This is a genomic window from Pseudomonas sp. Wu6, assembly GCF_019891515.1.
GTDB lineage: Bacteria > Pseudomonadota > Gammaproteobacteria > Pseudomonadales > Pseudomonadaceae > Aquipseudomonas > Aquipseudomonas orientalis_A.
Genome location: NZ_JAFLXH010000041.1, coordinates 17215 through 44190, shown reverse-complemented (window position 1 = coordinate 44190; position 26976 = coordinate 17215). Strand labels below are relative to the sequence as shown.

24 protein-coding genes are annotated in these 26976 nt (G+C 62.2%); 4 read left to right on the top strand and 20 right to left on the bottom strand.

Annotation, left to right across the window (positions count from 1 at the left end; translation table 11 throughout):
* Window positions 1-108: 108 nt before the first annotated feature.
* The 4 genes from J1G34_RS23195 to xylA form a co-directional block, all read right to left on the bottom strand.
* Complete coding sequence (locus J1G34_RS23195) at window positions 109-1245, bottom strand: sugar ABC transporter permease (RefSeq protein ID WP_222994685.1); 1137 nt, start codon at window positions 1243-1245, stop codon at window positions 109-111.
* Entirely contained in the window at window positions 1246-2790 is a 1545-nt protein-coding gene (gene xylG, locus J1G34_RS23190; protein ID WP_222994684.1) for a D-xylose ABC transporter ATP-binding protein, read from the bottom strand.
* Between the two features lie 162 nt (window positions 2791-2952).
* Complete coding sequence (xylF, locus tag J1G34_RS23185; protein ID WP_057721949.1) at window positions 2953-3954, bottom strand: D-xylose ABC transporter substrate-binding protein; 1002 nt, start codon at window positions 3952-3954, stop codon at window positions 2953-2955.
* 123 nt (window positions 3955-4077) lie between these two features.
* The gene (gene xylA, locus J1G34_RS23180) at window positions 4078-5394 is read right to left on the bottom strand and encodes a xylose isomerase (RefSeq protein ID WP_065891991.1); all 1317 of its coding nucleotides are present in this window, start codon (window positions 5392-5394) and stop codon (window positions 4078-4080) included.
* Window positions 5395-5532: 138 nt separating this feature from the next.
* Here xylA and J1G34_RS23175 point away from each other — a divergent pair, with 138 nt between their 5' ends.
* Entirely contained in the window at window positions 5533-6708 is a 1176-nt protein-coding gene (locus J1G34_RS23175) for a XylR family transcriptional regulator (protein ID WP_065883553.1), read from the top strand.
* Here J1G34_RS23175 and J1G34_RS23170 read toward each other — a convergent pair.
* The 4 genes from J1G34_RS23170 to J1G34_RS23155 form a co-directional block, all read right to left on the bottom strand.
* Entirely contained in the window at window positions 6705-7970 is a 1266-nt protein-coding gene (locus J1G34_RS23170; RefSeq protein WP_122462820.1) for a carbohydrate porin, read from the bottom strand. The two genes, J1G34_RS23175 and J1G34_RS23170, sit on opposite strands and share 4 nt — an antisense overlap.
* 57 nt (window positions 7971-8027) lie before the next feature.
* Window positions 8028-10436, bottom strand: a complete 2409-nt coding sequence (locus tag J1G34_RS23165; RefSeq protein ID WP_122462819.1) for a glucose/quinate/shikimate family membrane-bound PQQ-dependent dehydrogenase — start codon at window positions 10434-10436, stop codon at window positions 8028-8030.
* A gap of 208 nt (window positions 10437-10644) precedes the next feature.
* Complete coding sequence (locus J1G34_RS23160) at window positions 10645-11688, bottom strand: LLM class flavin-dependent oxidoreductase (protein WP_065891994.1); 1044 nt, start codon at window positions 11686-11688, stop codon at window positions 10645-10647.
* A 56-nt stretch (window positions 11689-11744) separates the two neighbouring features.
* Window positions 11745-12230 carry a flavin reductase family protein gene (locus J1G34_RS23155; protein ID WP_065891995.1) on the bottom strand — a complete coding sequence of 162 codons (486 nt, stop codon included), beginning with the start codon at window positions 12228-12230 and terminating at the stop codon, window positions 11745-11747.
* 319 nt (window positions 12231-12549) lie between these two features.
* On the opposite strand from J1G34_RS23155, the gene J1G34_RS23150 reads away from it, so the two are divergent.
* Window positions 12550-13962 carry a purine-cytosine permease family protein gene (locus J1G34_RS23150; RefSeq protein WP_222994683.1) on the top strand — a complete coding sequence of 471 codons (1413 nt, stop codon included), beginning with the start codon at window positions 12550-12552 and terminating at the stop codon, window positions 13960-13962.
* A gap of 176 nt (window positions 13963-14138) precedes the next feature.
* On the opposite strand, the gene J1G34_RS23145 is transcribed toward J1G34_RS23150, so the two are convergent.
* The 5 genes from J1G34_RS23145 to ribBA all read right to left on the bottom strand — a co-directional run bounded on the left by J1G34_RS23145 (window position 14139) and on the right by ribBA (window position 19344).
* A complete protein-coding gene (locus J1G34_RS23145) occupies window positions 14139-15293 on the bottom strand; it encodes an ABC transporter ATP-binding protein (RefSeq protein WP_122462816.1) in 1155 nt (384 codons plus the stop codon).
* A 17-nt stretch (window positions 15294-15310) separates the two neighbouring features.
* A complete protein-coding gene (locus tag J1G34_RS23140) occupies window positions 15311-16120 on the bottom strand; it encodes an ABC transporter permease (RefSeq protein WP_065935432.1) in 810 nt (269 codons plus the stop codon).
* A gap of 6 nt (window positions 16121-16126) precedes the next feature.
* Window positions 16127-17038, bottom strand: coding sequence for an ABC transporter permease (locus J1G34_RS23135; RefSeq protein WP_222994682.1), 912 nt, complete (start codon window positions 17036-17038; stop codon window positions 16127-16129).
* Window positions 17035-18060 (bottom strand): ABC transporter substrate-binding protein, encoded by a 1026-nt coding sequence (locus J1G34_RS23130; protein WP_065935308.1) that lies wholly within the window; start codon window positions 18058-18060, stop codon window positions 17035-17037. Before J1G34_RS23130 ends, J1G34_RS23135 begins: the two co-directional genes overlap by 4 nt.
* Window positions 18061-18237: 177 nt before the next feature.
* Window positions 18238-19344 (bottom strand): bifunctional 3,4-dihydroxy-2-butanone-4-phosphate synthase/GTP cyclohydrolase II, encoded by a 1107-nt coding sequence (gene ribBA / locus J1G34_RS23125; protein ID WP_065898442.1) that lies wholly within the window; start codon window positions 19342-19344, stop codon window positions 18238-18240.
* 69 nt (window positions 19345-19413) lie between these two features.
* Here ribBA and J1G34_RS23120 point away from each other — a divergent pair, with 69 nt between their 5' ends.
* On the top strand, window positions 19414-19707 hold the full coding sequence (locus J1G34_RS23120; RefSeq protein WP_065898441.1) for a DUF1330 domain-containing protein: 294 nt from the start codon (window positions 19414-19416) through the stop codon (window positions 19705-19707).
* Between the two features lie 271 nt (window positions 19708-19978).
* Entirely contained in the window at window positions 19979-21499 is a 1521-nt protein-coding gene (locus tag J1G34_RS23115) for an MFS transporter (RefSeq protein WP_065892005.1), read from the top strand.
* A gap of 96 nt (window positions 21500-21595) precedes the next feature.
* Here J1G34_RS23115 and J1G34_RS23110 read toward each other — a convergent pair whose 3' ends face one another.
* From J1G34_RS23110 to J1G34_RS23080, 7 genes are read right to left on the bottom strand one after another with little or no spacing between them, the layout of a single operon-like run.
* The gene (locus J1G34_RS23110; protein ID WP_122461831.1) at window positions 21596-22159 is read right to left on the bottom strand and encodes an NUDIX domain-containing protein; all 564 of its coding nucleotides are present in this window, start codon (window positions 22157-22159) and stop codon (window positions 21596-21598) included.
* Window positions 22160-22161: 2 nt separating this feature from the next.
* Window positions 22162-22914: a GntR family transcriptional regulator gene (locus J1G34_RS23105; RefSeq protein WP_057721964.1), complete on the bottom strand. Its 753-nt coding sequence runs from the start codon at window positions 22912-22914 to the stop codon at window positions 22162-22164.
* Between the two features lie 23 nt (window positions 22915-22937).
* The gene (locus J1G34_RS23100) at window positions 22938-23327 is read right to left on the bottom strand and encodes a carboxymuconolactone decarboxylase family protein (RefSeq protein ID WP_065883580.1); all 390 of its coding nucleotides are present in this window, start codon (window positions 23325-23327) and stop codon (window positions 22938-22940) included.
* Window positions 23328-23340: 13 nt separating this feature from the next.
* Window positions 23341-23826, bottom strand: coding sequence for a flavin reductase family protein (locus J1G34_RS23095; RefSeq protein WP_222994681.1), 486 nt, complete (start codon window positions 23824-23826; stop codon window positions 23341-23343).
* Between the two features lie 12 nt (window positions 23827-23838).
* Window positions 23839-25320 carry an aldehyde dehydrogenase gene (locus J1G34_RS23090; RefSeq protein ID WP_222994680.1) on the bottom strand — a complete coding sequence of 494 codons (1482 nt, stop codon included), beginning with the start codon at window positions 25318-25320 and terminating at the stop codon, window positions 23839-23841.
* A complete protein-coding gene (locus J1G34_RS23085; RefSeq protein WP_122561548.1) occupies window positions 25317-26150 on the bottom strand; it encodes an alpha/beta fold hydrolase in 834 nt (277 codons plus the stop codon). The genes J1G34_RS23090 and J1G34_RS23085 overlap by 4 nt, the downstream gene beginning before the upstream one ends.
* A gap of 39 nt (window positions 26151-26189) precedes the next feature.
* The gene (locus J1G34_RS23080; protein WP_065883587.1) at window positions 26190-26780 is read right to left on the bottom strand and encodes an amino acid synthesis family protein; all 591 of its coding nucleotides are present in this window, start codon (window positions 26778-26780) and stop codon (window positions 26190-26192) included.
* Window positions 26781-26976: the final 196 nt, after the last annotated feature.

Sequence of the window (26976 nt, the reverse complement as noted above, 5' to 3'; positions counted from 1 at the left end):
GCGGTGCCTGCGAGTTTTTCGCGAGCAAGCTCGCTCCTACAAAAAGCCTTCACTGACTGGCATCAAGGCCCCCCCCTCCCACAGTTTTGACCGCGTTCAGCCACTGGGTCAGCGCCGGCCCGCCCGCGTACTCACATCCACCCACACCGCCAGCACCAAAATGCTGCCCTTGACGATCATCTGCCAGTAGCTGTCCACGTCGAGCATCGACATGCCGTTATCCAGGCTGGTAATCACCAGCGCCCCGAGCAACGCGCCATACACCGTGCCCGAGCCGCCGCGCATTGAGGTGCCGCCGATAAAGCACGCGGCAATCGCGTCCAGTTCGCCCATGTTTCCCGCTGACGGTGAACCGGCGGCCAGGCGCGCGGTGTTGACCAGGCCGGCCAGCGCGCACATCACGCCCATGATGCCGAAGATCCACAGTTTCACCGCCTGCACGTTGATACCCGACAGCCGCGTCGCCTCCATATTGCTGCCCACCGCGTACACGCGACGGCCGAACACGGTCTGGCTGGTGACGTAGCTGAACACGCCGAGCAGCATCAACAGCAGCAACACCGGAACCGGGATGCCGTCGTAGCTGTTGAGGGTGGTGACGAACCCGGCCAGCACTGCACCGATCAGCACCACGCGCAGTACGTCGCGCATCAGGGCGTGCGCGGCCAAGCCATGCAGTGCGCGGTTGCGCCGCTGCCTCCAGGTGAGGAACAGGGTCAATGCAAACAGCAGGACACCCAGGCCAATGCCCACCGAATGCGGTAAGTACCCCTGGCCCACGTAGACCAGCGACGGCGATACCGGCGCGATGGTGGTGCCGCCGGTGATCCCCAGCAGGATCCCGCGAAACGCCAGCATCCCGCCCAGGCCGACAATGAACGACGGGATGCGCAGGTAGGCCGTCATATAGCCGTTGGCCAGGCCGATCATCAAGCCGCACAGCGCGACCAGGCTCAGGTTGGCCAGCAGCGGGATGTGATAAACCACGTCCAGGATCGCCGCCAGCCCGCCCAGCAAGCCCAGCAATGAACCCACCGACAAATCGATTTCGCCGCTGATGATCACCAGCACCATGCCGCACGCCAGTATCCCGGTGATGGACATCTGCCGCAGCAGGTTGGACAGGTTGCGCGGCGTGAGGAAGCCGCCGTCGGTCTGCCAGCTGAAAAACAGCCAGATGAACGCGACGGCGATCACCAGGGCGAGCATTTTGTAGCGGGTGAAAAGGTGTTTGACCTGATTCATCTACGCGGTCTTCCGATCATTATTGTTTTGGCTGAGCGCAGCGGCGAGTACCTGTTCCTGAGTGAGCCCCTGATTGATGAAGTCGCCACGCAACTGGCCGTCGCCGATCACCAGCACGCGGTTGGACACGCCGAGCACTTCGGCGAGTTCCGACGACACCATGATGATCGCCACACCTTCGGCCGCCAGCGCGCCCATCAGTTTGTAGATCTCGTACTTGGCGCCCACATCCACCCCGCGCGTGGGCTCATCCAGGATCAGCACCTTGGGCTTGGCCATGAGCATTTTTGCCAGCACGGCCTTTTGCTGGTTGCCGCCGGACAGGCTGGTAATCGGCAGGAACGGGCTGGCGGTTTTCAGGTGCATGCGCGCGATCTGCTGGTCGATGCTGCCCAGTTCGGCCTCGGCGTCGATGCGGGTCAGGTGGGCATAAGTGTCGAGCACCGCCAGGGTGATGTTCTGGCCCACGCCCAGGTCGGGGATGATGCCCTGGCGCTTGCGGTCCTCGGGCACCATGCACAGCCCGGCGCGGATCGACTTGAGCGGCGTGCGCGTGTCGATCATCTGGCCTTCCAGCCACACCTCACCGCTGTAGCGCCCGGGGTAGGCGCCGAACAGCGCCGACACCAACTCCGTGCGCCCGGCGCCCACCAGCCCGGCAATGCCGAGGATTTCGCCACGCCTGAGCACGAAGGAAACATCGTCGACGCGTTTGCGCCTGGGGTTGTCGACGTCGTAGCAGGTAACGTTGCGCGCCTCGAACATCACCTCACCCACCTCATGGGGTTCGGTGGGGTAGAGGTTGCTCATCTCGCGGCCGACCATTTGCGTGATGATCTGCGCGATGTTCATGTCGGCCATGGCGGTGGTTGCGATGTGCTTGCCGTCACGAATCACGGCGATGGTGTCGCACACGGCGGCCACTTCATCGAGCTTGTGCGAGATGTACACGCAGGCCACGCCCTTGGCCTTGAGGTCACGGATGATGTCCAGCAGCACGTCGATTTCCGAGCGGGTCAGGGCCGAAGAGGGCTCGTCGAGGATCAGCAGGCGCGCCTGTTTGTTCAGGGCCTTGGCGATCTCCACCAGTTGCTGGTAGCCGCCGCCATACTGCGACACCGGCAGCGCCACATTCATGTCCGGCACCTTGAGTTCACGCATCAACGCCTCGGCGCGGTGCAGCATCGCCGGGTAATTCATGCGCCCACCGGGCAGGGTCAGTTCGTGGCCCATAAAGATGTTCTCGGCCACCGACAGGTCGGGCACCAGGGTCAGTTCCTGATGGATGATGACGATGCCGGCGGCTTCGGTTTCGCTGATGGACTGGGCTTTGAGCGGCTGCCCGTCCCAGAGGATTTCGCCCTCCCAGGTGCCGTACGGATAGACCGCCGACAGCACCTTCATCAAGGTGGATTTGCCGGCGCCGTTTTCGCCGCACAACCCGACGCACTCGCCGGGCCGCACCTTGATGTCGATGCCATTGAGGGCGTTGACACCACCGAAGCTTTTGACGATGCCGTTCATTTGCAGCAGGTAGTCGGACATGGGAAAGGCTCACACAAATAGGCTGGCCCCACCCCCGTAGGAGCGAGCTTGCTCGCGAAAAACCCGAGAGCGCCGCGTTTATCCAGGAAGCGCGCATTATCGTTGACGTTTTTCGCGAGCAAGCTCGCTCCTACAGGGGGCGAGGTTTTATCGAGGCAGTCATCATTGCCCGGCGATCTGCTCTTTGGTGTAGAACCCGTCCTTCTCCAGCACGTCGATATTGGCCTTGGTCAGCGGCGTCGGGGTGAGCAGGATGGTGTCGACCTGCTTGCTGCCATTGTCGTATTGCGAGCTGTAGGTGGGTTTTTCATTGCGCGCCAACTGCACCGACAGTTTGGCCGCCTCGGTGGCGATCAACTTGAGCGGTTTGTAGACGGTCATGGTCTGGGTGCCGTCGATCACGCGCTTGATCGCCGCGAGGTCCGCGTCCTGGCCGGAAATCGGCACCTTGCCCGCCAGCTTCTGCGCGGCCAGGGCCTGGATCGCACCGCCGGCGGTGGCGTCGTTGGAGGCGACGATAGCGTCGATTTTGTTGTTGTTACGGGTCAGGGCGTTCTCGACGATGCTCAGGGCTTCGGTGGGGTTCCACTCTTTCACCCATTGCTGGCCGACGATCTTGATATCGCCCTTGTCGATGGCCGGTTGCAGCACCTTCATCTGGCCTTCGCGCAGCACCTTGGCGTTGTTGTCGGTCGGCGCGCCGCCGAGCAGAAAGTAATTACCCTTGGGCGCCGCTTGCAGCACGCCGCTGGCCTGCATTTCGCCGACTTTTTCGTTATCGAAAGAGATGTAGGCATCGATGTCCGCATTGAGGATCAGACGGTCATAGGACACCACCTTGATCCCGGCCTTCTTGGCTTCGGCCACCGCATTGGTGAGCACCGTGGCGTTGAACGGCACGATCACGATCACATCGACGCCACGGGAGATGAGGTTTTCGATCTGCGAGATTTGTTTCTGCTCGTTGGCATCGGCGGACTGCACGAATACCTTGGCATCGAGTTTTTCCGCCGCTGCGACGAAGTAGTCACGGTCTCGGGACCAGCGCTCCAGGCGCAGGTCGTCGATGGAAAAACCGATTTTCGGGTGAGCCGAATCGGCCATCACCGGCAGGGCGAGCAGGGCCAGGGCAGTGGCGAGCAGCGTACGTTTGAATGACTTCATGGTGGTGCGTCCTTTTATTGTTGTTGGAAAAGACACAGCGTGGTGCGCCTGAAACTGTAGAGCGTCCTGGGGCGCTCTGTGCATAGATTTGTCGCGCAAATGTCACAGCCCCCGGTATGGGCGTCAGGTGTAGATAAACCGGTTCACGATTCCTTCCAGCATCTCCTGCCGACCACTCACGGCCTGCGGGTCCAGTTCGTTGGCAAACGCATGTTCGGCCAGGGATTGCAGGCTGAACTCGCCCGCCAGTACGGCTTTGCCCAGCGGCTGCTGCCAGCCGGCATAGCGCTGGTCCTTGAACTGTTGCAGCCGATCGTTCTGCACCATGGCGGCCGCGCGCTCCAGGGCCAGGGCCAACACATCCATCGCCGCCACGTGGCCGTGGAACAGGTCCACCTCGTCCAGGCTCTGGCGGCGTACCTTGGAATCGAAATTGTAGCCGCCATTCCTGAACCCGCCGGCCTTGAGGATTTCATAGGTGGCCAGGGTCATTTCCTCGACGCTGTTGGGAAACTGGTCGGTATCCCAGCCGTTCTGCGGGTCGCCACGGTTGGCGTCGATGCTGCCGAAAATTCCCAGGGACACGGCGGTGGCAATCTCATGATGAAAGCTGTGCCCGGCCAACGTCGCATGGTTGGCCTCGATATTGACCTTGATCTCGTGCTCCAGGCCGTACTCATGCAGGAAGCCGAACACCGTGGCGCTGTCGTAATCGTACTGATGCTTGGTCGGCTCCTGGGGCTTGGGCTCGATCAGCAGGTCGCCGGTAAAGCCGATCTTGTGCTTGTGCTCCACCACCATGCGCATGAACCGGCCAAGCTGCTCGCGCTCGCGCTTGAGGTCGGTGTTGAGCAGGGTTTCATAGCCTTCACGGCCGCCCCACAGCACGTAGTTGGAACCCTTGAGGCGCAGCGTGGCGTTCATTGCGCTGAACACTTGGGCGGCGGCGTAGGCGAACACCTCAGGGTCAGGGTTGCTCGCGGCGCCGGCGGCAAAGCGCGGGTTGCTGAAGCAATTGGCGGTGCCCCACAGCAACTTGATGCCGGTCTGTTCCTGATGACGCTCCAGGTGATCGACCATCTGCGCAAAGTGGTTGCGGTACTCCTTGAGCGAACGGCCTTCGGGCGCCACGTCGGTGTCGTGGAAACTGTAGTAGTCGATGCCCAGCTTGGAGAAAAACTCAAAGGCCGCCTCCGCCTTGCCGATGGCCAGCTCCATTGGATCACCGCTGCGCTGCCACGGCCGCTTGAAGGTGCCCACCCCAAACATATCCGCCCCCGGCCACACAAAGGTGTGCCAGTAACAGGCGGCCATGCGCAGGTGCTCGCGCATGGGCTTGCCGAGGATCAGCTTGTTGGCGTCGTAGTGACGAAACGCGAGGGGAGAGTCGCTGGCAGGGCCTTCGAAGCGAACCTGCTCGACACCGGGGAAGTACGGCATGGGGGTTTCCTTATTGTTCTTGGCGGTGTCTGGATACTAGCAACGGCACTGGGGCTGCTGATTATGAAAATCACCAAGGGGTGGTGCGATTTTGTGCAGTCAGGTCTAGTCTGTCTCCACCGGCTCCAGGACAAAACAATGAAAACCCTACCGCCCGTGCACCGCATCGCCTTGCTCTTCAACGGCAGCAAAATCTACGACCGTGGCATCATCGCCGGTATCGGCAATTACCTGAGCAGCACCCGTGCGTCCTGGGATTTGTTCCTGGAGGAGGATTTCCTCTGTCGTCTGCGCGGCATCGAGCGTTGGCAGGGCGATGGGATCATTGCCGATTTCGATGACCCGCTGATTGGTGAGGCGTTGGCCGGGAGTCGGATACCGGTGGTGGCGGTGGGCGGGTCGTATGAGGACGTCAGCCTGTACCCCAAGGGGATTCCCTATGTAGCGACCGATAACCATGCCCTCATGAAGCTGGCCTACGAGCATCTGATCGAGGCCGGGCTGACGCGGTTTGCCTGTTTCAGCCTGCCCGAAGCCCAGGCCAATCGCTGGGCCCAGGAGCGTGAGAAGGCGTTTCGCGGCTTGATGCAGCGCGATGGTTTGCAGGTGGAGATCTATCGCGGCCTGGGGACCAGCGCGCCGTTGTGGGACAGCGCGGTGGAGCAGCAGATTGCCTGGCTGCACAGCCTGCCCAAGCCCATCGGCATTATTGCCGTGACCGACGCCCGTGCCCGGCAACTGTTGCAGGCCTGCCTGACCGCAGGCATTGCAGTGCCGGAGGAAGTGGCGCTGATCGGTATCGACAACGACCCGCTGACCCGCACGCTGACGCGGGTGCCGCTCAGTTCGGTGATCCAGGGCACCGAAACCATGGGCCGCACCGCCGCCGCGCTGCTGCATCAGATGCTGCATGGCAAACCCTGTGCGGGTACGCAGGTGCTGGTGCCGCCGGACGCGATCAACGTGCAGGCCTCCAGCCTGCATCAACCTTTGGGCAATCCCTATGTGATGCAGGCCCTGCTGTTCATTCGTCAATACGCCTGCCAGGGCATCAAGACCGCGCAGGTGGCGGCGTATGTCGGGGTGTCGCGTTCATCGTTGGAGTCGCACTTTCGCAAGGTGCGCGGGTGCAGCGTGCACGACGAGATCCTGCGCTTCAAACTCGCCGCCGCCGCCAGGGGCCTGGAAAACCAGGCGCTGGCGATTGCCGATATTGCGCAGACTTGCGGGTTCACCTCGGCGCAATACCTGCACACCGTGTTTCGCCGCGAGTACGGGTGTACGCCGCGGCAGTACCAGCAGGGCGCGGCTTAGAACACCGCCTTGACCTGCATACCCAGGATCAGCGCATTGTCGATACGCTTCCCGGAAAATGCCCCCGGTTCGATGATGTATTGCACATCCGGACGCAAGGTCAGCCACGGCGTAGCCTGATAGCCATAACTGAGTTCGATCAACTGCTCGGCGCTGTCCAGGGCAGGGTAGGGGTTGCCTGCATTGAAGGCCGCCAGTTCCTGTACATCGCGACTGCGCGGGTTCGGCACGGCGCGGCCATAGCCCAGGGCGACGGTGTCGCGCGGGCGGCCTTCGAACGGTTTGTACAACACCACGCCCGCGCCATACCACTTGCTGAACGGCGAGGCCGCCTCGCTGGCCGCCGAGTATTGACCGAAGGCATGCAGGCTGCGGCCCTGGGACGTTGGCGAGGCCCACACGGCCTGGTCGATCAACAGGTAGTGGCCGCCACGACCGCTGACCTCTTTGTCGCTGCCGATGCGTTTGACATCGGAGCTGTCGTAGTAATAACCGAGCTTGTATTCACCCGGCAGGCTGCCGATGTGTTTGTAGATCAGCTCGATGGGCACCACCGTGCCGGTGGTGTGTTTGGGCCCCAGGTGCCAGGCGCGGCTGGAATTGCCGTTGCTGGACGGGTCGACATTGAACGCGGCCACGCGCAGTTGCCAGTTGGGCGAGAAGTCGTATTTCACTCGCGCACCCAGGTGTGCATTCGGGTAGTTGGCCCAGCCGCTGCCGCCCGACATGTTCAACGGGTGCCCGCAGAACCCGGCGTTCATGAAGTTGCACAGGATGCCGCTGTCCAGGCCGCCGAGGTCATTGCCCATGGCCATGTAGCCGAGCTTGAGGTTAAGTGCCGGGGTGAACAGCGTGCGTTCGTAGCTCAACTCGGTGAGGCGGGTGTAGAGGCCACCGTAGTTCTCCTGGATCGGCAGGCGGTTGCCCACCAGGTCTTCGGAGGCGCTGTTGCCGCGTCGGTCGTTGATGGTCAGTTGGATACGGTCGCCGTTGTTGAGACCGTAGAGTTTGCCCAGGTCGAACTGCACACCGAGCTTGAGATTCTGTGAATAGCGCGCCGAGCGATGCTGGCCGCCGTGGGCGTTGTAGGCGGTCTCGCCGCTGTAGTCGCCGCTGAAGCGCACGCCCTGGTCGTCGAGTTCGCGGCGCAGGCCGCCCCAGTCGCCGGTCAGGGTGGAGTCGTCGGCTTGAACGGGCAGGGCGGCGGCAAAGGCCAGGCCCAGCACCAGGCGTCCAAGGGACGTATGAGAAGTAGGGTTCATGGAGGATTTTCCAGGCACAAAAGCGCGGTGCGGGCGCACCGCGCTAACAAGGGGTTGTTACGGCAAGGCGTAGGCGATCACGTAGTCGCCACGGTCGGTGGACTGGCGTGCACCGCCGGCGGTGACGACGATGTACTGCTTGCCGGTTTTCGGTGACACGTAGGTCATCGGGCCGCCCTGGCTGCCCACCGGCAGGCGGGCTTTCCAGATTTCATCACCGTTTCCGCTGTTGAAGGCGCGCAGGTAGAAGTCCTGGGTGCCGGCGATAAAGATCAGGCCACCCTGGGTCGACAGCGTACCGCCGAGGGTCGGCAGGCCGACTTTGATCGGCAGGTGCATGCGGATGCCCAGGGGGCCGGTGTCTTCAACGGTGCCTACCGGTACTTGCCAGGCGATTTTCTGCGTCTTCATGTCGATCGCGGTCAAGGTGCCGAACGGCGGCGCCTGGCACGGGATGCCGGCCACCGACAGGAAGCGGTTCTTGTTCACCGCGTACGGCGTGCCCTTGAGCGGCACAGCGCCCATACCGGTATTCAGCGCTTCGCCACCGGAGGCGGCCAGGGCCTTGTTCTGCGACGGCACCATCTGGATCCACAGGCCCAGGCGCATGTCGTTGACGAAGATAAAGCCGTGCACCGGGTCGGTGGAAATACTGCCCCAGTTCATGCCGCCCAGGGAGCCCGGGAAGCTCAGGGATTTATCGGTGCCCGGCGCGGTGTACAGGCCGTCGTAGCGCATGCCCTTGAAGTCGATGCGGCACAGCAACTGGTCATACGGCGTGGCGCCCCACATGTCCGATTCGGTCAGGGTCTGTGCGCCGATCTGCGGCATGCCCAGGGACTTGGGCTGGGTAGGGGAGTACGGCTCGTTGGGAATGTTCGCGGCTTTGACCGGCACTTCCTGCACGTCGGTCAACGGCTTGCCGGTGGCGCGGTCGAGTACATAGATCTGTCCGGCCTTGGTGCCGATCACCACGGCGGGCACTGCCTTGTCGCTGCCCGGCGGGGTGAAATCGATCAGGCTGGGTTGCATCGGCAGGTCGAAGTCCCACAGGTCATTGTGGACCGTCTGGTACACCCATTTCTCGGCGCCGGTGGAGGCGTCCAGCGCGAGTACCGAAGCGCCGTATTTATGATTGAGCTGGGTGCGCTCCACGCCATAGATGTCGGTGGACGAGCTGCCCATCGGCAGGAAGACCGTGTTCATCAGCGGGTCGTAGGACATCGGTGCCCAGCTGTTCGGGGTGCTGCGCACGTAGGTGCTGCCAGCGGCTGGTGCGTGTTTGTCTTCAGGGTTGCCGGGGTCGAACGCCCAGCGCATCTGCCCGCTGATTACATCGAAACCACGGATCACGCCGCCCGGCATATCGGTTTGCACGTTATCCGCGACGCGACCACCCACCACCACCGTGGTGCCGGCAATCAGCGGCGCCGAGGACAGTTGGTAGTAGCTGTCCGGGACGTTACCCAGGCCGGCCTTCAGATCTACCTGACCGTGGGTGCCGAAGTCTTCGCAGAATTTGCCGGTGTCGGCGTCCACGGCGATCAGACGTGCATCGATGGTGTTGGTCAGCAGACGACGCTGGCATTGCGCACCGGCGGGCACGCTGGCGGCAATGACCGGCGAGCTGCCTTGTTGGGTGGGCTGGGCAATCGGCGCAGTGGCGTCGAAGTAGGCCATGCCACGGCAACGCTGCCAGACCGCTGATTGGGCATTGATCTCGTTCTTCCACAGCTCCTTGCCGGTGTCGGCGTCGAGCGCGATGAGGTTGTTGTGCGGGGTGCAGATGAACACTTTGTTGCCGATCTGCAGGGGCGTCAGTTGGTCCTCGGCACCGTTGCCGTCGCTGATCGCCACGTCACCGGTGTGGTAGGTCCAGGCGACTTTGAGCTTGTCGATGTTGTCGCGATTGATCTGGTCCAGCGCGGCGAAGCGGCTGCCGCCTTCGGTGTTGCCGTAGTGGGCCCAGTCTTTCTGGGCATCGGCCGCAGCCACCGGGGTGATGCCTGGGCCTGCACCGGTCGGCGCTACGCTTGGATGAGCGACGAACATATTGCCCGCCGCCACTGCCACGCCGAGCGTCAGCACGGCAGCGACGCCGTATGCACCACGCGCCGGTTTGCCGACCAGCAACGGATACACCAGCGCGACCACGATACCGATAACGGCGAACATGAACAGGCGCGAGAACAGCGGCCAGTACACCAGGCCCACATCCGCGACGGCCCAGACGGCCGTGCCGACGAGGAACGCGGCGAACAGCCAGGCACCCGCCGGGTTGCGCCGGGCAATCAGCAGCCCGGCAATGGCCATGGCCACGCCACCGACCAGGAAGTACCAGGAACCTCCCAGGCTGATCAATTTGGCGCCGCCGACGGCGAGCGCAAGGCCAAGCAGGGCGATGATCACGCCCAGGCCAAGGAGTAGGAATCTAGAGACGCCAGCGGCGCGCGATGCTCGTTTCATGTCGAAAGGACTCGAGTGAGAGAGGGCAAGGGCGCGATTTTAGCAAGATAAGTAACTGGTTAGTACATTATGCTCGTGCAATAGACTGTTACAGATGCTGCGATGATGGGCGCAGGGCAAGGAAAGTAGGAAGGGCAAGCTCTAATGCCCGTCACCGCCCTTTGTAGGAGCGAGCAAGCTCGCTCCTACAGATGGCGCCGGCAGTCGGTCAGCGAAACGCCGGCATTACCTGCTCGATAAACAGTGCCAGGGACTTCTTTTTCTCGGCATGGGGCAGGCTGTTGTCGCACCAGAAGCTGAACTCATCCACGCCCAGTTCCTGGTAGTACCGAATGCGCGGGATGATCTCTTCTGCGGTGCCGATCATCGCGGTTTTGTGCAGGCTCTCCAGTTCGAACTCTGGGCGCGCGGCGAACTTCTCTTCCGGGCTTGGCTCGAGGAAACCGTTGACCGGCACGCTCTTGTTGCCGAACCAGGCATCGAAGGTGCGATAGAACTTCGAGATCGCCGTGGCCCCGACTTTCCAGCCCTGGGGGTCATCAGCGGCGTGCACGTGGGTGTGGCGCAGCACCATCAATTGCGGGCGGGGCACACCAGGGTTGTTGTCCAGGGCGGCCTGGAATTTGTTTTTCAGGTCCAGGACTTCTTCGTCGCCTTTCATCAGCGGCGTGACCATCACGTTGCAGCCGTTGGCCACTGCGAAGTTGTGGGAGTCGGGGTCGCGGGCGGCGATCCACATCGGTGGGGTGGGCTGCTGGATCGGCTTGGGCACGCTGGTGGAGGTGGGGAATTTCCAGATGTCGCCGTCATGGGCGTAGTCGCCTTGCCACAGGGCGCGCACCACCGGCACCATTTCGCGCAGGGCCTGGCCGCCGCTCGAGGCGGGCATGCCGCCGGCCATGCGGTCGAATTCAACCTGGTAAGCGCCCCGGGCGAGGCCCACCTCCATGCGTCCGTTGCTGATCACGTCGAGCAACGCGCATTCCCCGGCCACCCGCAGCGGGTGCCAGAACGGCGCGATGATGGTGCCGGCGCCCAGGCGAATCGTGGTGGTCCTGGCCGCAAGGTAAGCCAGCAACGGCATCGGGCTTGGCGATATGGTGTATTCCATCGCGTGGTGTTCGCCAATCCACACGGTGCTGAAGCCACCGGCTTCGGCCATCAGGGTCAGTTCGGTCAAGTCTTCGAACAACTGACGGTGGCTGACGCTTTCATCCCAGCGTTCCATGTGTACGAACAGCGAAAATTTCATGACGCGTACCTCGGATCTATTGTTATTTTTCCGCAAAAAACGGGTTGAGCGGGGTGTCAGGCAGGCACCGGCAGGGTACCCATCTTGCCGTGGCAATACACCAGGGGGTTGTTCGGTTGCGCCGGCACGATCAGGTTCTCGACGGCGCCCACCATGATTGCGTGGTCGCCGCCTTCGTATTCGCGCCACAGTTGGCATTCAATGACCGCCGTGGCGTTGGCCAGGATCGGATTGCCCAGTGCACTCAGGGTCCACTCGATGCCCTGGGCCTTGTCCTTGCCTTTGCGCGCAAAGGCATAGGCTTCGCTTTGCTGCCCGCCGGACAGCACATGAATGGCGAAACGCTTGTTTTTGATCAGCACGGGGTAGGAGTCGGAGCTGTAGTTGGGGCAGAAGAGCACCAGGGCCGGGTCCATGGACAGCGAGCTGAACGCACTGGCGGTGAGGCCGACGATTTGCCCCTCGTCGTCCAGCGTAGTAATCACGGTGACACCGGACGGAAACGAACCCATCACTTGTTTGTAGATGGCGGCATCGATCATGGGATGGTCCTCTGCTATGAAGCGGTTTTTTAAATTTATAGGTCTGATGGTATACCGTAATACAGGAGTTGCAAGGGCTTTTTTGGACAGGCGATAAACGTGTCCGGAGCCCGCCAAAGGCCTTTATTACGGGGATTTATCCCGTGATGGCGGTTGTTCTCGGGGCGCGATTGCCGGATCAGAGGCGGGCTAAAACAGCGGATCAGCCTTGTTAAAATGTTGGAATACCATAATATGGTGTTCGTCTGAGGGGGAGCCATCGAGCTTCCTTCGGATGGCGTCAAACAACTATAAGATCAGACAAGCGCGAGTTATTCCTATGCCTCAGATGTCCCGGCAAGACCCCCTGATCGAGCATCACACGGTCGATTACGTCCCCCTCGCAGAGCGCCACGGGAAGGCCCGCGACCTGTTCACGTTATGGTTCAGTACCAATATCGCGCCGCTGCCCATCGTCACCGGTGCGATGGTGGCCCAGGTGTTCCATCTCAACCTGCTGTGGGGGCTGCTGGCGATTGCCCTCGGGCATCTGCTGGGCGGCGTGGTGATTGCCCTGGCCTCGGCCCAGGGCCCGCGCATGGGCATCCCGCAGATGGTGCAGAGCCGCGGCCAGTTCGGGCGTTATGGCGCGCTGCTGATCGTGTTTTTCGCGGCGCTGATCTACATCGGCTTTTTCATTTCCAATATTGTGCTGGCCGGCAAATCCATCGTCGGCATCGTGCCCTCGGTGCCGGTGCCGGTGCCGGCGAGCATCCTGATCGGCGCGCTCAGCGCCACGGCCATCGGCGTGATCGGCTACCGCTTTATCCATACCTTGAACCGCATCGGCACCTGGGTGATGGGCAGCGCGTTGCTCGCCGGTTTTGTCTACATCTTTGCCCATGACCTGCCGGCCGACTTCCTCACCCGTGGCGGCTTCAACGCCGCCGGCTGGCTGGCCACGGTGTCGCTCGGGATCATCTGGCAGATCAGCTTCTCGCCCTACACCAGTGACTATTCGCGTTACCTGCCGGCGGACATCGGCATCACCCGGCCGTTTATTGCCACCTACCTGGGCGCAACCCTGGGCACCATCCTGTCGTTCGCCTTCGGCCTGGTGGCGGCGCTGGCCACACCGGAAGGCACCGAGGCGATGGTCGCGGTCAAGCAGGCCACCGGCGCGTTGGGGCCGATCCTGATGGTGCTGTTCCTGCTCAATATCATCAGCCACAACGCGCTGAACCTGTACGGCGCGGTGCTTTCGATCATCACCTCGATCCAGACCTTCGCCAGCCACTGGACCCCCAGCATCAAGGTGCGCGTGGTGCTCTCGGGCATCATCCTCGCCGGTTGCTGCGTGGTGGCGCTGGGCGCGTCGGCGGACTTCATCGCGCAATTTATCGGGCTGATCCTCGCGCTGTTGCTGGTGCTGGTGCCGTGGGCCTCGATCAACCTGATCGATTTCTACGTGATCAAGCGCGGCGTGTACGACATCGCCTCGATCTTCCAGGCCGATGGCGGTGTGTATGGCCGATTTAACCTGCATGCGATCGTGGCGTACTTCATCGGGATCATCGTGCAACTGCCGTTTGCCAATACGTCGTTGTATGTGGGGCCCTGGGCCAACCTGGTGGAAGGCGCGGACTTGTCGTGGCTGGTGGGGTTGGCGGTGACGTGTCCGTTGTATTACTGCCTGGCGACGCGCAAGCAAACGCAGAAGGTCCGGGCGGCGAAGCTGGGTTACACCGACTAGGCACTCACTTAGCTCAAGTGCCCGGCCAGTGCCGGGCATTTTCGTTTCTCTGGCAAGCTCGCCACGCCGGGATTTCATGGCGAGCCTCGAACGTTCTAGCGGAGCCAGGTAGCGAAAAAAAAAGGCCGCCACGACCCGACGTCGTGGCGACCCGAAGGTGATGCATTCGTCAGATGTCAGTGCGCCCCGGCCGCCTTGTTCAAATCACTCTCGGCCCACTGCGTATACACGCACGCATCCGCCGTGGCCCAGCGCACCCGCACCGGGTCGCCGGCCTTGAGCGGCATGCCCGCCGCCGAGAGCGCCTTGACCGTCATCGACGTACCGCCCAGGGTCTTCACCGCGCAGGTCTGGCTCTCGCCCAGAAACAGTACCTCCCCGACAATCGCCGAGACTTCATTCCAGCCTGCGGCCAACGGCTGCTCGGCGGCCTGTTCGACGCTCAGCGCCAGGGCCTTTTCCGGACGCACCATCAGCAATATGTCCTGCTCGGTGTGCAGCCCGCTGGTCAGGCGGATCGACAGCGACTGGCCTTCGAACGACGCTGCCGCGTTGCCCTGGGCCTTGAGCTTGAGGAAGTTGGAATTGCCCAGGAACGAGGCGACGAACGCGTTCGGCGGGTTCTGGTACAGGTCGAAACCGCTGCCCAGGCCGACGATTTTACCGTGGCTGAAAATCGCGATGCGCTGGGACAGGCGCATGGCTTCTTCCTGGTCGTGGGTCACGTAGATAATGGTGATGCCCAGGCGCCGGTGCAGCTGGCGCAGCTCGTCCTGCAGGTCTTCACGCAGTTTCTTGTCGAGGGCGCCGAGGGGTTCGTCCATCAGCAGGATACGTGGCTCGTACACCAGCGCGCGGGCGATGGCGACGCGCTGTTGCTGGCCGCCGGAGAGTTGCGAAGGGCGGCGATGGGCAAACGATTCCAGCTGCACCAGCTTGAGCATGGCGTCCACGCGTTTCTCGCGTTCGGCGCTGGCCAGTTTGCGGATGGCCAGGGGGAAGGCGATGTTGTCGCGCACCGACAAGTGCGGAAACAGCGAGTAGCGTTGGAACACCATGCCGATGTCGCGCTTGTGCGGCGGCACGTTGACCAGGGATTGCCCGCTCACCAGGATCTCGCCGCTGCTCGGCGTTTCAAAGCCGGCCAGCATCGACAGGGTGGTGCTCTTGCCCGAGCCGCTGGAGCCGAGGAAGGTGAGGAACTCGCCGTTCTGGATGTCCAGGGAAATGTTGTCCACGGCGGCAAAGTCGCCGTAGTACTTGTTCAGGTTGCGCAGGCTGACCAGGGGTTGGCCGGGGTTCTGCGCGACATCTTGGATCACTGCACTCATGTTCTGCTCCTGGGCGCTTAGGCGCGGGTTTCAGTGCGCCGACGAAGGGCGGCGGCAATCACCATGACCAGTACCGACAGGCCGATCAGCAACGTCGAGGCGACGGCGATCACAGGCGTCAGGTCCTGGCGCAGGGTGGTCCACATTTTCACGGGAAGGGTTTGCAGGGTCGGGCTGGCCATCATCACGCTGAGCACCACTTCGTCCCACGAGACGAGAAAGGCGAACAGCGCACCGGCGACCATCCCTGGGCGAATCGCCGGGAAGGTCACCTTGAACACAGCCTGCAAGCGCGAGGCGCCGCAGATCACCGCCGCGTCTTCAATCGACTGGTCGAACAGCTTCAGCGAGTTGATGATCGAGATGATGGTGAACGGCAGCGCAACGATCACATGGCTGACCACAAACGCGAACATCGTGCCGGTGTAGCCGAGCTTGAGGAACAGCGCGTACACCGCCACGGCGATGATCACCAGGGGCACGATCATCGGCAGGGTGAACAGGCCGTAGAGCAGCTCGCGGCCGGGGAAGCGCCCGCGCACCAGGGCAAACGCCGTCGGCAGTCCCAGGGCAACGGCAAAGAACGTGGTCAGCACCGCCACCTTGAGGCTGGCCATTGCCGCGTTCATCCAGTCGGGGTTGGAGAAGAACTGGCCGTACCATTTGAGTGTCCAGCCCGGTGGCGGGAACACCAGCCATTGCGACGAACCGAACGACAGCAACACGATAAACACGATCGGCAACAGCAGGAACAGGCCAATCAAACCGGTGGTGGTGTAGAGGCCCAGGCGCATCCTGCGGCTCATGGCGTTGGGAGTCAGGAGCATGACGGCTTACCTCGCGTTGCTGGCGCCAACCGGGGATTCCGGCTGGAGCTTCAGGTAGAAGTAGAACAGCACCAGCGTGATCAAAATCAGCAACGCCGCACCGGCACTGGCCAGGCCCCAATTGAGGAACGACTGCACCTGCTGGATGATGAACTCGGGCAGCATCATGTTCTGCGCACCGCCCAGCAGGGCCGGGGTGACGTAGTAACCGAGGGACATCACAAACACCATCAACCCGCCGGAAAACAACCCCGGCCGACACAGCGGCAGGAAGACGCGCAAGAAGTTGGTCCACGGGCTGGCGCCACAGATGGAGCCGGCCTGCAGGATCATCGGGTCGATGGCCTGCATGGTCGCCTGCAGCGGCAACACGATGAACGGAATCATGATGTAGCTCATGCCGATCACCACGCCGGTGAGGTTATGCACCATCTCCAGCGGTTGATCGATGATGCCCATGGCCATCAACGCCTTGTTAATCACCCCCGAGGCTTGCAGCAATACCAGCCAGGAATAGGTGCGGGCGAGCAGGCTGGTCCACATCGACAGCAGCACGATACTCAGGATCCAACGGCCCCAGCCGCGCGGCACCAGGGTAATCGCCCAGGCCAGCGGAAAGCCCAGCAGCAGGCTGAACAGGGTCACCAGGCCGGCCACTGAAAAGGTATTGAGCAACACCCGCGCATACGCCGAGTTGGCAAACAACTGTTCGTAGTTGCCCAGGCCCGGCACCGGCTCCAGCACGCCGCGCAGCAGCAGGCCGATCAGTGGCGCCAGGAAGAACAGGCCAAGGAACAGCAGCGCCGGAATCAGGTTGCTCGATCCGCGCCAACGCTGCGCCAGGGACGGCGCCCCGGCCTTCGCGCCAACGGCACCGCCGAGGGCGCCCCCGGCCTGCGTGGTTGCCGTCATTTTCATTTGACTAGCCATTCATTCCACCGTGTCGCAATGGCCGGACCGTTCTTGGCCCAGTAGGCGAAATCGAGGGTGATCTGGTCCTTGGCGTAGGCGGTCGGCAGGTTGGGCGCCAGGACCGAATCCAGGCGCTGCACGCTGTCGATGTTCACCGGCGCGTAGGCGGTCAGGTTGGAGAAATCCGCCTGGCCCTTGGCGCTGCTGGCATTGGCCAGGAACTTCATCGCCGCCGCTTTGTTTTTCGAGCCTTTGGGCACCACGAGGATGTCGGCCATCACTAGGTTCTGCTTCCAGCTCACGCCCACCGGTGCGCCATCTTCCTGCAAGGCGTGAATGCGACCGTTCCAGAACTGGCCCATGCTGACTTCGCCGGAGGCCAGCAACTGTTGCGACTGCGCGCCGCCGCCCCACCAGACGATGTCTTTCTTGATCGTGTCGAGTTTCTTGAAGGCGCGGTCCAGGTCCAGGGGATAGAGCGTGTCGGCGGGCACGCCGTCGGCCAGCAGCGCCAGTTCGAGCACGCCCGGGCTCGGCCACTTGTAAAGGGCGCGTTTGCCGGGGTAGGTCTTGGTGTCGAACAAGGCGCTCCAGTCCTGCGGTTTGCCGGCGCCGAGCTTGCCTTCGTTGTAGCCGAGCACGAAGGAGAAGAAGAACGAACCGACGCCATGGTCGGAGACGAAGCGCGGGTCGATCTTGTCGCGCTGGATCACCGAGAAGTCGAGGGGCTCGAGCAGGCCTTCGGCGGCGGCGCGCAGGGCGAAGTCGGCTTCGACATCCACCACGTCCCACTGCACATTGCCGCTTTCGACCATGGCCTTGAGTTTGCCGTAGTCGGTGGGGCCGTCCTGGACGACGGTGATGCCGCTGGCCTTGCTGAAAGGATCGGCCCACGCCTGCTTCTGCGCATCCTGGGTGCTGCCGCCCCAGCTGACGAAATTGACGCTTTCGGCTGCCATGGCCGCGTGGGTGGCCACGCTCAACAGTCCCGCGAACAGCGCCGCGGTTGCACCTTTGTTCAACACCATGTTTACGCCCTCATTGTTGTGTTTATGAGCGGGGCTTTGCAGTGCCCGCCTGTCGGGAGCGGTCGGTCCGGACCATCTGATAAAGTCGTCCGGCCTATGGAATATCATATTATGGTATTCCAAACTTTGCGCAAGCACTTTGCCATACCGGCCATCTGCCAACGCTGGTTTCCAGTCTCAGGTGAAGGGAATGCTTTCCACGACTTCCAGGTCGTAACCGGTCAAGCCTGCATATTTCAGCGGTGGGCCGAGGTGGCGCAGTTTGCCTACGCCCAGGTCCTGCAATATCTGCGCGCCGGTACCCACTTCCGAGTAAATCCGCGACTGCGACCGGCTGAACTGACGCGGCGCCTGGGTCAACTGCGGGACGCGTTCGAGCAAGGCCTGGGACGATTCATGGTTGGCCAGCACCACCACCACGCCGCAGCCTTCTGCCGCCACGCGTTGCAGGGCGGCCCACAAGGTCCAGTTGGACGGCCCGCTGTAGTCGGCGCCGACCAGGTCGCGCAGCGGGTCGATCACGTGCACACGTACCAGCGCCGGTTCATCGCGGCGCAGTTGGCCCATGACCATGGCCATGTGCACGCCGCCGTCGATGCGGTCTTCAAAAGTGATCAGGCGAAAAGTGCCGTGCACCGTGGGCAGGTCGCGCTCGCCGATGCGCACCACGGTGCGTTCGGTGCTGAGACGGTAGTGGATCAGGTCGGCGATGGTGCCGATCTTGATCCCGTGCTTGCGGGCAAAGGCTTCCAGCTCGGGGCGGCGGGCCATGGTGCCGTCATCGTTCATCACTTCGACGATCACCGAGGCCGGTGTGTGCCCGGCCAGGCGCGCCAGGTCGCAACCGGCTTCGGTGTGGCCGGCGCGGGTCAGCACACCGCCATCCCTGGCGCGCAGCGGGAAGATATGCCCCGGCTGCACAATGTCGGCGGGGCCGGCGTTGCTGTCCACAGCCGCCGCCACCGTGCGTGCGCGGTCGGCGGCGGAGATGCCGGTGGTCACGCCGGTGGCGGCCTCGATGGACACGGTAAACGCGGTGCTGAACACGCTGCCATTGCTGGCCACCATCTGCTCCAGGCCCAGGCGTTGGCAATGTTCATCGGTGAGAGTCAGGCAGATCAGGCCACGGGCTTCGCGGGCCATGAAGCTGATAGTCTCGGCGGTGCAACACGCTGCAGGCAGCAGCAGGTCGCCTTCGTTTTCCCGGTCCTCGTCGTCCACCAGCAGCACCATCTTGCCCTGGCGGTAGTCTTCGATGATGTCGGCGATGCTGTTGAAGGGCATGGGGAGTGCTCTGCTTGTTGGTAGTATGTATTATGGTATACCACAAATTCCAAACAAGAGGATGTCGCGATGAAGGCCTATTGGATTGCCCATGTGGACGTGTCCGATGCAGAGCAATACACCCAGTACACCCAGCGCGCCCCAGCGGCGTTTGCGAAGTTCGGCGGGCGCTTCCTGGCCAGGGGCGGGCGCAGTGAGGCGCTGGAAGGTGGGCCGGCACGGCAGCGCAATGTGGTGATTGAGTTTGAGAGCTATGAGCAGGCGGTGGCGTGCTATGAGTCTGCCGAATATCAGGCTGCGAAGGGGCACAGAGCGGGGGTGGGGGAGGCGCAGATCATTATTGTGGAAGGGCTGGCGCCCTAGGTCTGCCAGGTGTATGCCGATTCAGAGGCAAGAGGCCCTTGCACAGTAAGAGAGCGAATTGAATTCGCTCAGCCGCTTTTTATGCGCGAGGAGAATTAAGATGGGTAAGTTCTTACAGAAAACTCAGAATTTGTTTTGAATTTATGTGGGTTTGTAACAGCAATACAATGTGAAACAAATACTTGATGGTCTCACCGCCTTACAAATTATAAAAAGCTCAGCAGGCTCCTACAGGGGGACGGTTTTATGATTATTTTATAAGGAGCCGATGATGTCATTGACGGCGGAAGATGTAAGGCAGCAACCACGCTCCAACCGGTGGATAGCGTTAGCGATATTGATGCTACCGGTTCTGCTCGTGACCGTGGATAACACTGTACTCGGTTTTGCCCTGCCGAAAATCGCTCAAGCCTTGCGGCCCAGCGCCAGCCAGCAGCTATGGATGATTGACGCCTATTCGTTGGTGCTGGCGGGATTGCTCATTTCCATGGGTAGCCTGGGTGATCGCAAAGGTCATCGAAAACTGCTGCTGATCGGCTCATTGGGATTTTGCGTAGTGTCCGCCATGACGGCTTACTCCGTTAGTGCCGCGCAATTGATCGCCGGGCGCGCCTGCATGGGGATCTTCGGCGCCATGTTGATGCCTTCAACATTAGCGTTGATCCGCTCACTCTTCGAAGACCGGGAAGAGCGGCGGCTTGCGGTGGCTATTTGGGCAACGACCTTGACGGTCGGTTCTGCACTTGGGCCTTTGATCGGCGGCGTGCTGCTGGAGTTTTTCAGTTGGGGATCGATTTTTCTGCTGGCGGTGCCGGTGCTGGTGCCATTATTGATCCTCGGGCCTTTGCTGTTACCCGAGTCTGAACCGGATGCGTCGGGAGCAATGGATGCCGTAAGTATTGTGCAATCGATGGTGGCCCTCGGTGCGCTGGTTTACAGCATCAAGCACGTCGCCAGTGTTGGTCCGGATGTGTGGGCACTGGTGGCCTTCAGTGTCGCTCTCGTCATCGGCTGGTTATTCGTGCGCAGGCAACTGCGCTTGCCAACACCATTGATGGACCTGGGCCTGTTTCGCAACAAGATGTTCAGTGGGGCGGTGACCATCAACCTGATGAGTCTGGCGTTTCTGATCGGTTTTGTGTTTTTTTCCACTCAGTTTCTGCAAATCGCCCTGCGGATGTCTCCCCTCAGCGCCAGCCTGGCGCTGATACCAGGCCAGGTGATGGCTATCGTCGTGGGCCTGGTGATAGTACCGGTCGCCCAGCGAGTATCGGTCATTGTTTTGATTCCAATTTTGTTGGCTTTTACTGCTGCAGCCTTTTTGCTGGTTGCCGGCATTGGTAGCAGCCTGACGATATTGGTGATGGCATTTGCGTTGTTGAACATCGGAGTTGGCGCCATCGCTACGGTATCTAACGACGTGATTTTATCGGCCGTGCCCTCCACCAAAGCTGGAGCGGCTTCAGCCATCAGCGAGACCGCCTATGAAGTGGGCGTCGTACTCGGTACCACCGTACTCGGCGGCGTTGTCACTGCGACCTACCGCAGCACGCTACAGTTGCCGGACTTCCTGACACCGCTGCAAATGCACCTGGCCAGTGAAACACTGGCAGGTGCCCACGCGATATCGGCAACATTGACTGGAAGTCAAGGCGACGAGGTGATGTACAACGCCACACGAGCATTTGAAGGGGGTATAAGTTTGATGGCCTGGGTAACCTTCAGTTTGGCGTTGCTGGCAATTTTCATCGCCAGGCGCACATTGAAAGTCCCTAAAGCGGCTCCGGTATAGCGTAGGGCGGTGATCTCTTTTTTTGATGCCGTTATCGAAAGCAAAACGAATCGCCGCACCGCCCCTGCCGAGTTGAGACAAGGTTTGGCCCAAAGATCAGCGTATGAAGTGAATCTTGCCGCTGTCATCATTCCCCATGTAAATGCCATACACCCCCGCCTGGCGCTCTTCGATATAGCGCTCCAGAATCTGCCGGATCGCCGGGTAGTAGATGCCGTCCCAGGGGATGTCCTCGGGGGCGAAGAAGGTGTAGGCCAGGGTTTCCGGGCCGAACTGGCCGGTGATCTCCAGCGCGATGGCGCGGAAGATGATGTACACCTCGCTGATCTTCGGCACGCTGAAAATCGAGTAGGGCGACACGATTTCGGCGCGCACGCCGGTCTCTTCCCAGACTTCGCGCAACGCCGCTTCTTCGGTGGTTTCGCCCCCTTCCATGAAGCCCGCCGGCAGCGTCCAGGTGCCGGGGCGCGGGGGGATTGCGCGCTGGCACAGCAGGTATTTGCCGTCCTGCTCGATGATGCAGCCGGCGATGATCTTGGGGTTGATGTAGTGGATGTAGCCGCAGCCCCGGCACATCAGGCGCTCGTGGGTGTCGCCCGGTGGCAGTTGGTGACCGAGGTCATGGCCGCCGCAGGTCGGGCAGAAGCTGGGGCCGGGCACGGTCAGTGACCTATGCGCGGTTCTTTGAGCGCGATGGGCAGGGTGATCTCGGGGAGCTTGCCGGTTTCTTCCTGTTTGCGCTTGAGGTAATCCAGGGCCACGGCTGCCGCGGCACGTACGTGATCGACGCAGGCCTGGTGGGCGGCGAGGGGGTCGCCGCTCTTGATCGCCTGGACCATGCGCTCCATTTCCTGGTTGCTGGCGCCACGCCGGTTCTGCTGGGACACCGACGTCGCGCGCAGATAGCTGATACGCGCCTGCAACTGGCGCAACTGAGTGGCGGCCACGTGGTTGCCGCAGCCTTCGAGCAACACATCGTAGAAGCCCTGCACGGAGTCGATCACTTGCTGCAGTTCGCCTTCCTTGAGGGCCTTGCGGTTTTCCTCCAGGGCTTTTTCCAGGGCCTTGATGTCCTTGGCCTTGGCGCGCAGGGTGAACAGCTGCACGATCAAGCCTTCGAGCACGCAGCGCAGTTCATAGATATCGACGGCATCGGCCAGGGTGATGATTGCCACCTGCGGGCCCTTGGCATCGGCGAATTCCACCAGGCCTTCGGACTCCAGATGGCGCAAGGCTTCGCGCACCGACGTGCGGCTGACGCCAAGGCGGTCGCACAGGTCGCGCTCCACCAGGCGGTCACCGGGCAGCAGCTGGAAATTCATGATGGCGCTGCGCAGTTTCTCCAGCACGATTTCGCGCAGGGTGACCGGGTTGTGATTGACCTTGAAGCTGTCGTCGAGGGGCGCGCGTTTCATGGGGTTTGCTCTGAATGTGGCGGTTAACTGGAGGCCTCGGCATCGGCTTCGGCGAAGGCTTCACGGGCCAGCCTGAAGCTGTCCACGGCGGCGGGAACCCCGCAGTAAATGCCGACCTGAAGCAGAATTTCGCGTATTTGTTCACGACTCAGCCCGTTGCGCAAGGCGCCGCGCACGTGCAGCTTGAGTTCGTGAGGCCGATTGAGGGCCGAAATCATTGCCAAGTTTATCATGCTGCGTTCTTTAAGCGACAAACCCTCCCGGCCCCACACATGGCCCCAGCAGTACTCGGTGACCATCTCCTGCAGCGGTCGCGTGAAGTCGTCGGCGTTGTCGATTGAACGCTGTACGTAGGCTTCACCCAAGACTTGCGTACGGATTTTCAGGCCTTGTTCATACTTGTCGTTGCTCATGGTTCAGTGCTCCTCAGGCCAGGGTCGGCAGCGCGCCGAGCTTGCCTTTGTGATAGATCATCGGCGTGACCGGCTGTGTGGGCAGGACCAGGTTCTTCACCGCGCCGACAATGATCGCGTGGTCACCGCCGTCGTATTCGCGCCACAACTCGCACTCGATGATGGCCGTGGCGTTGGCCAGCAGCGGGTTGCCCAAGTCGCTGAGGTGCCACTCGATGCCCTTGGCCTTTTCCTTGCCTTTGCTGGCGAAGGCATAGGCTTCGGCGGTCTGGCCGGCGGACAGCAGGTGGATCGCAAAGCGTTTGCTGTCGCGCAGGATCGGGTAGGTGTCCGACGCGTAGTTGGGGCAGAACAGCACCAGGGCCGGGTCGATCGACAGCGCACTGAATGCGCTGGCGGTAATGCCGACGATGCCGCCGTCCGGGTCGAGGGTGGTGACCACCGTGACGCCCGAAGGAAACGAGCTCATGACGTCTTTGTAAATGCCGGGTTCGATCATGGGTGTGGCCTCTTAACGCATCACAAAGGGATCAGGCATTGGCGCCTGGGACAGGTTGATCCACACCGTCTTCAGCTCGGTATAGGCCAGCACCGAATCGATGCCGCTTTCGCGTCCGTAGCCGCTGTTCTTGAAGCCGCCGATGGGCGCCATGGCCGAGACGGCGCGGTAGGTGTTGACCCAGATAATCCCCGAGCGCACGTCGCGGGCCAGTCGATGGGCGCGGCCCAGGTCGCGGGTCCAGATGCCGGCGGCGAGGCCGAACTGGGAGTCGTTGGCAATCGCCAGCGCTTGGGCTTCGTCCTTGAAACGGATCACCGAAGCCACCGGGCCGAACACTTCTTCCTGCATGATTTTCATTGAGTTGGCGTCGCACTCGAACAGCGTCGGCTCATAGAACCAGCCTTCACCGAGGTGCTGCGGGCGCTTGCCACCGGTGCGCAGGCGAGCGCCTTCGGCGATGGCATCCGCCACCAGGCCTTCGACCACGGCCAGTTGCTGGGCGGTGGCCATGGGGCCCATTTCGCTGGCATCGTCCAGGGGGTTGCCGATGCGGATGCGTTCGGCGCGCTGCACCAGGCGCTCGACAAATTCGTCGTAGATGTCGTCCTGCACCAGCAGGCGCGAACCGGACACGCAGCTCTGGCCGGAAGCGGCAAAAATACCGGCAATCGCACCGTTGATGGCGCTGTCGAGGTCGGCATCGGCAAAAATGATATTCGGTGACTTGCCGCCCAGTTCCAGCGACAGTTTGGCGAAGTTCTCCGCACTGCTGCGCACCACATGCCGTGCGGTGGCCGCGCCGCCGGTGAAGGCGATTTTGCGCACCAGTGGGTGACGGGTGAGGGCGGCGCCGGTACTTGGGCCGTAGCCGGTCACCACGTTGACCACGCCTGGCGGAATGCCGGCTTCGAGGGCCAGGCGCGCCAGGTCCAGGACAGTCGCCGAAGCGTGTTCCGAGGGCTTGATCACGATGGTATTGCCTGCCGCGAGGGCCGGCGCGAGCTTGATTGCGGTCAGGTACAGCGGGCTGTTCCACGGAATGATCGCGGCGACCACGCCCATGGCTTCGTGGACCGTGTAGGCGAACAGGTCCGGCTTGTCCAGCGGCAAGGTGCCGCCTTCGAGCTTGTCGGCCAGGCCTGCGGTGTAGTGGAAGAACTCCGGCAGGTAGCTGACCTGGCCGCGGGTCTCGCGGATCAGCTTGCCGTTGTCGCGGCTTTCCAACTGCGCCAGTTGTTCGGTGTTCTGGGCGATCAAGTCACCCAGGCGGCGCAGCAGTTTGCCCCGTGCGGTGGCGCTGAGGCCACGCCAGGCCGGGCTCTCAAAAGCCGTTTGTGCGGCCTGTACGGCGCGGTCCACGTCGGCTTCATCGGCATCGGGCAATTGCGCCCAGGGCTCGGCCAGGGCCGGGTTGAGGCTGTCGAAAGTCTTGCCGGACAGGGCATCGACCCATTCACCGCCGATGCACATCTGGAAGCGTGCGAGTGTCATGCAACGATCCCCTTTATTGGATTATTTTGGGTGTACACGGTGTCGAGGAACCCCAGCAGCAGGCTGTTGACCAGGCGCGGTGATTCGACCGGCATCATATGCCGTTGCTCGGCCAGCACCGCAACCGTGGCACCGGGAATACAGTCGGCCAGTTGCCGGGCCATTTCCGGCGTCGAGCCGGGGTCCAGTTCGCCGGTGGCGACCAGGGTGGGCACGCGCAGGCCCTTGAGGTCGTCGGCGCGGTACATGTCCTGGGTCGCAAACAGCTCGTAGGTGGTGAGGTAGCCCTGGGGATCGTTGCCCGCCAGGGTCTGGCGCAGCGCGGCGATCTGCGCCGGGTTGGCCGCCTGGTATTCAGGGCTGAACCAGCGCGACAGCGCCGCTTGCGCATTCGCATCCGGCCCGTGCTCGGCGGCCTGGGCCGTGCGCGCGATGACGCCGGCACGCTGCTCGGGGCTGCGGTTGAACACACTGTTGAGCACCACCAGGCTTTTGAGGCGGTCGGGGTAGTGCAGGGCAAACGCCCGTGCGACCAGCCCGCCCATGGAAAACCCGATCACCGTGGCCTGGGGCACTTGCAGGTGGTCGAGCAGCTCCAGCAACTGGTCCGCATAGCCGAGCAACGGCGTGCCGGCGGCCGGGCGCGGGCTGGCGCCATGGCCGAGCATGTCATAGCTGATCACTTGGTATTTCGTGGCCAGGCCAACGACTTGCCCGCCCCACATTTCTTTGTTCAGGCCCACGCCGTGGATCAAAACCACAGGCTGGCCTTGGCCGGTCGCCAGGTAACTGGTGCCGGCCGGGGTGCGTTCAGCGGTGAGCCGAATCATGGAGCGCTCCTGCATGCTTTTTGTCATGGCCGGTGTTGCTTACTGGGCTTGTTCAGCCGCCAGCTCTTCCAGGTCGATGTAACGGTTGCCGATCCGTGGGTGCAGGCGACCGCCATCGGCGCAGCCCAGCACGACGACGATTTCGTCGGCGCGCGGCGCGTCTTCGATCTGCATTTCCAGGGTGATGTAATGCGAGCGCAGGCCTTCGTCGTCCTTGTGCATCATCGGAATCTGGATCGAGGTGCCCGGGCCGCCGCGCTTGTTGGTGAAGCTCAGGTAGCTCTTGGCCTTGACCGCTTCACGGTAGTGGTTGCCGAAGCGCAGGGTATGGATGATCGCGCTCGCGTGTTCGATCTCGCCATCGGCACCCACCACGGCCGCTTTGCCGTAGGCCTCGATGTTCTCGGCGCCGCCGATGATGGCGACCAGGCGCTCGACCATCAGCGCGCCGAGGTCGGAGCAGTTGGCACGAATTTCCGGCTTCAGGTCTTCGACGAAACCACGACCCAGCCAGGGGTTTTTCAGCACCACGGCCAGTCCGACCATTTTCACGGGCGTGTCGGAGGCTTTGCCGCCCTCGATAAAGGTCTCTTCTACATAACTGACGATCTTGCGGATTTCGAAACTCATGGGCTGCTCCGTCTAAGTGAGGGTCTGCGTATGATGGTATACCATAATACGAGAAGCGCAATAGCTGTAGGAGCGAGCGTGCTCGCGAAAAACTCACAGGCGCCGCGTTCATTCAGGAAGCACGCGTTATCGTTGAAGTTTTTCGCGAGCAAGCTCGCTCCTACAGTTGCCCGCTGGCAGTGCTTGAGGGGGGGAA

What these genes read in the sequence shown, in the direction of transcription:
- J1G34_RS23195 (WP_222994685.1), bottom strand. Translation starts at nt 1,245, where the DNA reads ATGAATCAGGTCAAACACCTTTTCACCCGCTACAAAATGCTCGCCCTG.
- xylG (WP_222994684.1), bottom strand. Translation starts at nt 2,790, where the DNA reads ATGTCCGACTACCTGCTGCAAATGAACGGCATCGTCAAAAGCTTCGGT.
- xylF (WP_057721949.1), bottom strand. Translation starts at nt 3,954, where the DNA reads ATGAAGTCATTCAAACGTACGCTGCTCGCCACTGCCCTGGCCCTGCTC.
- xylA (WP_065891991.1), bottom strand. Translation starts at nt 5,394, where the DNA reads ATGCCGTACTTCCCCGGTGTCGAGCAGGTTCGCTTCGAAGGCCCTGCC.
- J1G34_RS23175 (WP_065883553.1), top strand. Translation starts at nt 5,533, where the DNA reads ATGAAAACCCTACCGCCCGTGCACCGCATCGCCTTGCTCTTCAACGGC.
- J1G34_RS23170 (WP_122462820.1), bottom strand. Translation starts at nt 7,970, where the DNA reads ATGAACCCTACTTCTCATACGTCCCTTGGACGCCTGGTGCTGGGCCTG.
- J1G34_RS23165 (WP_122462819.1), bottom strand. Translation starts at nt 10,436, where the DNA reads ATGAAACGAGCATCGCGCGCCGCTGGCGTCTCTAGATTCCTACTCCTT.
- J1G34_RS23160 (WP_065891994.1), bottom strand. Translation starts at nt 11,688, where the DNA reads ATGAAATTTTCGCTGTTCGTACACATGGAACGCTGGGATGAAAGCGTC.
- J1G34_RS23155 (WP_065891995.1), bottom strand. Translation starts at nt 12,230, where the DNA reads ATGATCGATGCCGCCATCTACAAACAAGTGATGGGTTCGTTTCCGTCC.
- J1G34_RS23150 (WP_222994683.1), top strand. Translation starts at nt 12,550, where the DNA reads ATGCCTCAGATGTCCCGGCAAGACCCCCTGATCGAGCATCACACGGTC.
- J1G34_RS23145 (WP_122462816.1), bottom strand. Translation starts at nt 15,293, where the DNA reads ATGAGTGCAGTGATCCAAGATGTCGCGCAGAACCCCGGCCAACCCCTG.
- J1G34_RS23140 (WP_065935432.1), bottom strand. Translation starts at nt 16,120, where the DNA reads ATGCTCCTGACTCCCAACGCCATGAGCCGCAGGATGCGCCTGGGCCTC.
- J1G34_RS23135 (WP_222994682.1), bottom strand. Translation starts at nt 17,038, where the DNA reads ATGAAAATGACGGCAACCACGCAGGCCGGGGGCGCCCTCGGCGGTGCC.
- J1G34_RS23130 (WP_065935308.1), bottom strand. Translation starts at nt 18,060, where the DNA reads ATGGTGTTGAACAAAGGTGCAACCGCGGCGCTGTTCGCGGGACTGTTG.
- ribBA (WP_065898442.1), bottom strand. Translation starts at nt 19,344, where the DNA reads ATGCCCTTCAACAGCATCGCCGACATCATCGAAGACTACCGCCAGGGC.
- J1G34_RS23120 (WP_065898441.1), top strand. Translation starts at nt 19,414, where the DNA reads ATGAAGGCCTATTGGATTGCCCATGTGGACGTGTCCGATGCAGAGCAA.
- J1G34_RS23115 (WP_065892005.1), top strand. Translation starts at nt 19,979, where the DNA reads ATGTCATTGACGGCGGAAGATGTAAGGCAGCAACCACGCTCCAACCGG.
- J1G34_RS23105 (WP_057721964.1), bottom strand. Translation starts at nt 22,914, where the DNA reads ATGAAACGCGCGCCCCTCGACGACAGCTTCAAGGTCAATCACAACCCG.
- J1G34_RS23100 (WP_065883580.1), bottom strand. Translation starts at nt 23,327, where the DNA reads ATGAGCAACGACAAGTATGAACAAGGCCTGAAAATCCGTACGCAAGTC.
- J1G34_RS23095 (WP_222994681.1), bottom strand. Translation starts at nt 23,826, where the DNA reads ATGATCGAACCCGGCATTTACAAAGACGTCATGAGCTCGTTTCCTTCG.
- J1G34_RS23090 (WP_222994680.1), bottom strand. Translation starts at nt 25,320, where the DNA reads ATGACACTCGCACGCTTCCAGATGTGCATCGGCGGTGAATGGGTCGAT.
- J1G34_RS23085 (WP_122561548.1), bottom strand. Translation starts at nt 26,150, where the DNA reads ATGATTCGGCTCACCGCTGAACGCACCCCGGCCGGCACCAGTTACCTG.
- J1G34_RS23080 (WP_065883587.1), bottom strand. Translation starts at nt 26,780, where the DNA reads ATGAGTTTCGAAATCCGCAAGATCGTCAGTTATGTAGAAGAGACCTTT.